A 6218-nucleotide genomic window follows, 5' to 3' on the forward strand; every position below is an offset into this window, starting at 1 on the left:
GGCTGAGATAATCAGCCCTGTTTTTTTGTTATCGTCATATTGAGTTCTTGCGCAAATCCTTCCAGCTTCGCACACAATTTATCGCCGGGTTGTACTTCGCCAACACCCGCCGGTGTACCGGTAAAAATCAAATCGCCTTTTTCCAATTTTATATAACGTGATACCTCGGCAATTAATTCGGGAATTGACCAGACCATAGTACGCCAATTGCCGCGCTGTACTTCTTCACCGTTGCGGGTTAATACCAGATCACCGTATTGTTTGAAGTCATCCAGTGAGCCGCGTTGGATCGCGGTGCAGGGAGCTGATCCGTCGAAGCCTTTACCTAGCTCCCAAGGACGGCCCAGTTTTTTGGCTTCTTTTTGGCGGTCGCGGCAGGTCATATCCAGACCTACACCAAAACCAAACACATAATCTGCTGCATCGGCGACGCCAATTTGCGCACCGGATTTTCCAATCGCAATCACTAATTCAATTTCATGCTCAACCTGCTGTGAAAAATGCGGATAAATAAAATCTGTGTTGTTTTGCGCTAGTGCACTTTGCGGTTTAAAAAAGAAAAACGGCGGTTCGCGCTCAGGATCATGGCCCATTTCGCGCGCGTGCTCGGCGTAGTTTCGGCCGATACAAATAATTTTATTAACCGCAAAGTGCTCATTCGATGGGGAGCCACCAGGATTGCAGATGGGCAGGGTATAGCGAGTCAGCATAGGTTAATTTTCCTTAACGGTTATATAAACAAACTAGGTGTGTCACTCACCACGCAGCGGTTGCGTCCGTTGGCTTTAGCTTGATACATGGCGATGTCTGCTTGTTTTAGCAAGCTGGTGACTGAGCGCGAATCATCATTAAATAACGCGATACCAATACTGGTGGTGATATGGCAGTGGGCGTCACGCAATAAAAAATCCCGCTCAAATAACTCCAGCATTTTTATGCCGATTAATAATGCCTGATGTTTTGCTGTGTCCAATTCCTGGCTTAATTGTTCGGACACTACCACGAATTCATCGCCCCCAAAACGCGCGAGCGTATCGCTGTCGCGGATTCCAGATGACAAGCGCTGGGCAATTTGTTGCAATAAATAATCGCCATTGTCGTGGCCGTAATTGTCATTCACGTATTTAAAATTATCGAGATCAAGAAACAACACCGCACAATATTGGCGATGGCGCTTGCAACCAGCCATCGCCTGTTGGATACGGTCGTTGAGCAGACGGCGATTGGGTAACTGGGTGAGTGGATCATTGAATGCCATTTGGCGGATAACATCCTCTGCCTGCTTGCGTTCGCCGATGTCGCGCGAGCAACCCTGGGCACCGGCGAAGTCACCAACCGGTGTAAAAAAAGTGCGCACCGCAGCTTCAGTGCAAATCATCTGGCCATTTTTATGCTGCAAATCAAAGCGTGCAATCGAATCGCGATAACCATTAAATTCGCCGCGTCGTGCGGCAGCAAGCACATGAGCGTACTGCGCATAGGCGCGCTCATGATCATTCGGGTGCAACACAATATTCATATTTTGATTGAGCAGTTCTTCTGGCGTATAACCCAGTAATTTTGTTACTGACGGGCTGACGTAAGAAAAACAATTCTGTGCATTCACCGTCCACACCCAGTCAGTCATATTACTGGTAAGCAAATCAACTTGCTGCTCGCGCTCTTTCAGCGCGGTGTTTTGCGCGGCAATTTTTTGTGCAAGGGTTTTGTTGTGATGCAGCAACACACCAATAATGATTGCACCCAAGCAGCCGCTGAGCAGTAAAATCCAACCCCAGGGAATTACCAGTATTTCTTCGCGATTAATCCATTTTTGGGTGATAGCCGTCATTTCTTCCGGCGTGATTTTTGCGATTGCTTCATTAATATCCTTGAGTGCAATTTTATTTCCATGCGCTACAGCGGCGTGCACACTGCGCGAATAAAGCACGCTGAGCACCCGGAATTTGTCGGGAGTAGTGAGCCGTTCAAGGTAGTACATACCCACTGGATAATCGGCAACAAATGCATGGATATCACCGCGCGTAGCTGCCTCCACCAATTGTTCATTATTGTTGTAGAGGCGCACTTTCAAGTGCGGATAATGCGCGCTTAAAAATTCTTCTTCATAACCTGCGGCAGTAACACCTATTGGCACGTTATTAAGATCGGTTATGTCGAGCGCGTTGGCCAATTTTTTACTATCGATAAACAACGCACCGCGCAATTGCAACAGCGGGTTGGAAAATTCAAGATAAGTTGCGCGCTCTTCTGATTGCAGTAAACCACCATGAATATGCGAACCTGAGTCGCGCACTTTATGCAGGGTGTGCTGCCAATCGAGCAATTCAAATTCAATCGGGCGCTGCATCTTTTGGCCGATTAAACGCCAGATATCGATAATTAATCCATCCGGCTCACCTTGCTGGTTGCGAAACGCAAACGGTGCCCAGCGATGATCTTGCACCACATAAACACTGTTTGCTTGCGGTGTCAGATTGATTGGCTCGGCTGATTTTGTCTGCGCGCATGCGCCACGCGCTAAAAAAATCCAGCAGCCAATCAGCGACCAAGTTAACAAAGACGTTTGCATTACTAGAGGTACTACATCTCATTCAGGTAAGTGTTTTTAAGCTTCACGTAATTATTGGCAGAGTATAAAAAGAACGATTTTTCTTTTTCCTTGAGCGGGCGGATTTGTTTTACCGGAGTGCCCATATACATAAAACCCGATTCGAGCCGCTTGCCTGGTGGCACCAGTGAACCGGCACCAATCACCACCTCATCTTCTACCACAGCTCCATCAAGGATAGTCGAACCTATGCCGATCAATACGCGGTTGCCAATGGTGCAGCCATGCAGGCAAACAGAATGGCCGACGGTGACATCGTCACCAATAATTAATGGATGACCAGCGGGGTTGTAATCGCTCGCGTGGGTGATGTGCAGTACCGAGCCATCCTGCACGCTGGTGCGCGCACCTATGCGGATTTTGTGCATATCGCCGCGGATGACTACGCAGGGCCAGACGGAGGCATCATCGCCAAGCACCACATCGCCAATGACAACGGCGGATTCATCGACAAATACTCGCGCACCTAATTGTGGTGAGTGGCCTTGGTAATGTCTTATCGCGCCCATAGATATGCTCCTGAAAACCCTGATCATTAATAGGTGTAGAAATCGATGGGTGTATGATACGTCAAACCCCGCCCCATTTTCGCCCCACGGAGCAAGCCGCATGACCAACCCGCTATTAGCAAGCCATACATTGCCCCCTTTTTCTGCCATCGCCGCCGAGCAGGTAACGCCGGCGATTAGCGAATTAATTGAGCAGGGCCGCGCACAGCTTGCGCAGCTCCTCGCCGATCTGCCCAGCCCGAGCTGGAACACCTTGGTTGCTCCTTTGGAAGAACAGGGCGATAAATTGGATCAAGCCTGGGCGCCTGTTAGCCATTTAAATTCGGTTGCCAACAGCGAAGAATTGCGCAAAGCCTACACCGAAAGTGTCGCACTCCTGACTGACTACTCGACCGAATTCAGCCAGAACGAAGCCCTTTATAAGGCTTATCAACAGCTGGCCGACAGCGACGAATTTGCACAGCTGACGCAAGCGCAGCAGCAAACGATCAATAACGCACTGCGCGATTTTCGTTTAGGTGGTGTTGCGTTGAATGATGCGGATAAAAAACGCTTTGGCGATATTCAAAAACGCCTGTCCGAACTCTCGACTCAATTTTCCAATAATGTGCTGGATGCAACCCAGGCCTGGTTTAAACAATTTGATAATGCAGACGCGCTGGCGGGATTGCCTGAATCCGCACTTGCACAAGCGGCGCAGGCGGCCGCACAAAAAGGCTTGTCAGGCTATGTGATCACTCTGGATTTCCCGTCTTACTATGCGGTGATTATGTATGCCGACAACCGCGCACTGCGCCAAGAAATTTATACTGCTTATGTGACTCGCGCATCAGCCGCAGGTAAAAAGGCGGACGGCAGTTCAGCAGCAGAGTTCGACAATACTCCATTGATTGCTGAAACACTCACCTTGCGCCATGAACTTGCCCAGCTGTTAGGATTTGCAAGTTATGCCGAACGCTCCCTAGCGAGCAAGATGGCCGAGTCGCCTGCACAGGTGCTGCAATTTTTAACGGAGCTTGCGCAAAAATCCAAACACTATGCCGAGCGCGATTACGCAGAATTGCGCGAATTTGCCGCGCGCAATGGCTGTGCGGATGTGCAAGCCTGGGATACCACCTATTACAGCGAAAAATTGCGCGTGGAAAAATACTCTGTGTCGCAAGAAGAGTTGCGCCCCTATTTTCCGGCGGAGAAAGTTATCGCCGGTATGTTTGAGGTGGTGCAGCGTCTGTTTGGGATTGAGGTAAAACAGATTGCGGAATTTGATACTTACCACCCTGATGTTCGCTTTTATCACATCTTCAAAAATGGCGCGCAGGTAGCCAGTTTTTATCTCGACTTGTTTGCACGCGACAAGAAAAAAGGCGGGGCTTGGATGGCCGATTGCCGCGTGCGCCGCAAAACCGCAACGGGTGTGCAACTACCGGTCGCCTTCTTAACCTGCAACTTCACACCGCCTGTGGGCACTACACCGTCGCTGCTCACACACGATGAGGTCACCACGCTATTTCACGAGTTTGGTCACGGCCTGCATCATATGCTCACGCAAATTGATGTAGCCGCCGTGAGTGGAATTAACGGCGTCGCTTGGGATGCTGTCGAATTGCCCAGCCAATTTTTGGAGAACTGGTGCTGGGAGCCAGAGGCGATTCCATTGATTTCCGGTCACTACCAAACCGGTGAACCGCTACCGCAACACTTGCTCGATAAAATGCTCGCGGCAAAAAATTTCCAATCCGGTTTGCAAATGATCCGCCAGATTGAATTTTCGTTGTTCGATTTCCGTTTGCATGCGGAGTACAACCCGGCCGCACCTCAATCAGCGCAGGATGTATTGAATCAAGTGCGCGCGCAGGTTGCCGTGATAAAACCTCCACCATTCAATCGCTTTGAAAACAGCTTCAGCCATATTTTTGCGGGCGGTTATGCGGCGGGCTATTACAGTTACAAATGGGCGGAAGTGTTATCGGCCGATGCCTACTCGCGTTTTGAAGAGGAAGGTATTTTTAATGCGCAAACGGGCGAGAGCTTTTTGCAGGAAATTTTGCAACAAGGCGGCAGTAAAGCGCCGATGGAACTGTTCAAAAATTTCCGCGGCCGCGAACCTGAAATAGATGCGCTCTTGCGTCACAGTGGCATCACCGGGGAGGCAGCCTAATGGCCTACAGCACTACACGCCGATTTGTCGCAGGCGCGGTTTGCCCGCGCTGTTCAGAAATGGACAAGCTGGTTGTCTATAACGACGGAGGCAAAGATTATCGCGAGTGCGTCGCCTGCGGCTATAAAGAGGAGATGCACTTCAAGCCCGTTGCACGGGAGCTGGAAACTCGCGTCAACCAAACCGAAGCAGACAAAAAAGACGCCGTTCAAGTCATCAATATCCTGCCATTTGAAAAGCCCGATCACTAGATCGGGCTGCCCCCGTATTCCTATTTCTACAGCATAGGCCTGCGAGCGCACTCAAGTTGCTAATAAATTTATTTTTATTAGCAAAAAAATATTGCCGCAATTTCAATTCTTTTTCACCTGATAGCCATTCTTTGCAATGTTTGCTGCGAATTTACTTTTTTACTAATTAAAAACCCTTTTAAAGTGCTACCGGCAGGTAAATTTGTGCGCCAATGTGTGGCCTGACGTAACAACTCCTGACTTTTGTGTGCCAATGCGAGTCAATTTGTTGTAGTCAATATGAACATATGATACTTGTATTCGACCATGCTGACGCTACGAGCTGCTTCTAAAGTCATAAATACAATACGGCAATGGTAATAAGGAGACGAGCCACAGTGCTCAGTGTGACCAGATCATCTTGCTGACAAGGTGAATCCGGCTTCATCGCCCCAGCTCCCGGGACGATTAAACCGGAGTGCAGTACCGATAAAGATCCTGACCATAATTAATCCAATGGAGAGCTCCATGAACACAAGAGCACATTTCAAAAAGAAACTCATCGCAAGTGTTATCGCGTCTACAGTCGTAACTGGTTTTAGTGGTTATTCAGTCGCGCAAGGTGATGTGGTTGAAGAAGTAACTGTTACCGGTATTCGCGCGTCGTTAGAGCGCTCAATGGATACCAAACGCAACTCCGCCGGTGTTGT

General features: G+C 49.1%; 6 protein-coding genes. 3 read left to right on the forward strand and 3 right to left on the reverse strand.

From position 1 onward, the window contains the following. Positions 1-11 precede the first annotated feature (11 nt). Genes J2X05_RS17180 through J2X05_RS17190 form a run of 3 tightly spaced genes read right to left on the reverse strand, consistent with a single transcriptional unit; the run spans position 12 to position 3120 of the window. Positions 12-710, reverse strand: coding sequence for a fumarylacetoacetate hydrolase family protein (locus J2X05_RS17180; protein WP_310074787.1), 699 nt, complete (start codon positions 708-710; stop codon positions 12-14). Between the two features lie 20 nt (positions 711-730). Then, the gene (locus J2X05_RS17185; RefSeq protein ID WP_310074788.1) at positions 731-2572 is read right to left on the reverse strand and encodes a diguanylate cyclase domain-containing protein; all 1842 of its coding nucleotides are present in this window, start codon (positions 2570-2572) and stop codon (positions 731-733) included. An 11-nt stretch (positions 2573-2583) separates the two neighbouring features. After that, positions 2584-3120, reverse strand: a complete 537-nt coding sequence (locus J2X05_RS17190; RefSeq protein WP_310074790.1) for a gamma carbonic anhydrase family protein — start codon at positions 3118-3120, stop codon at positions 2584-2586. Positions 3121-3220: 100 nt separating this feature from the next. Here J2X05_RS17190 and prlC point away from each other — a divergent pair, with 100 nt between their 5' ends. The 3 genes from prlC to J2X05_RS17205 form a co-directional block, all read left to right on the forward strand. Next, on the forward strand, positions 3221-5278 hold the full coding sequence (gene prlC / locus J2X05_RS17195; RefSeq protein ID WP_310074793.1) for an oligopeptidase A: 2058 nt from the start codon (positions 3221-3223) through the stop codon (positions 5276-5278). Then, the gene (locus J2X05_RS17200; protein ID WP_310074795.1) at positions 5278-5529 is read left to right on the forward strand and encodes a YheV family putative zinc ribbon protein; all 252 of its coding nucleotides are present in this window, start codon (positions 5278-5280) and stop codon (positions 5527-5529) included. Before prlC ends, J2X05_RS17200 begins: the two co-directional genes overlap by 1 nt. Positions 5530-6036: 507 nt before the next feature. Beyond that, positions 6037-6218, forward strand: a 182-nt coding sequence (locus tag J2X05_RS17205; RefSeq protein ID WP_310074797.1) for a hypothetical protein, incomplete at its 3' end; no start/stop codon positions are given.

The sequence above is a fragment of the Cellvibrio fibrivorans genome, from assembly GCF_031457055.1.
In the GTDB taxonomy this organism is placed as follows: domain Bacteria; phylum Pseudomonadota; class Gammaproteobacteria; order Pseudomonadales; family Cellvibrionaceae; genus Cellvibrio; species Cellvibrio fibrivorans.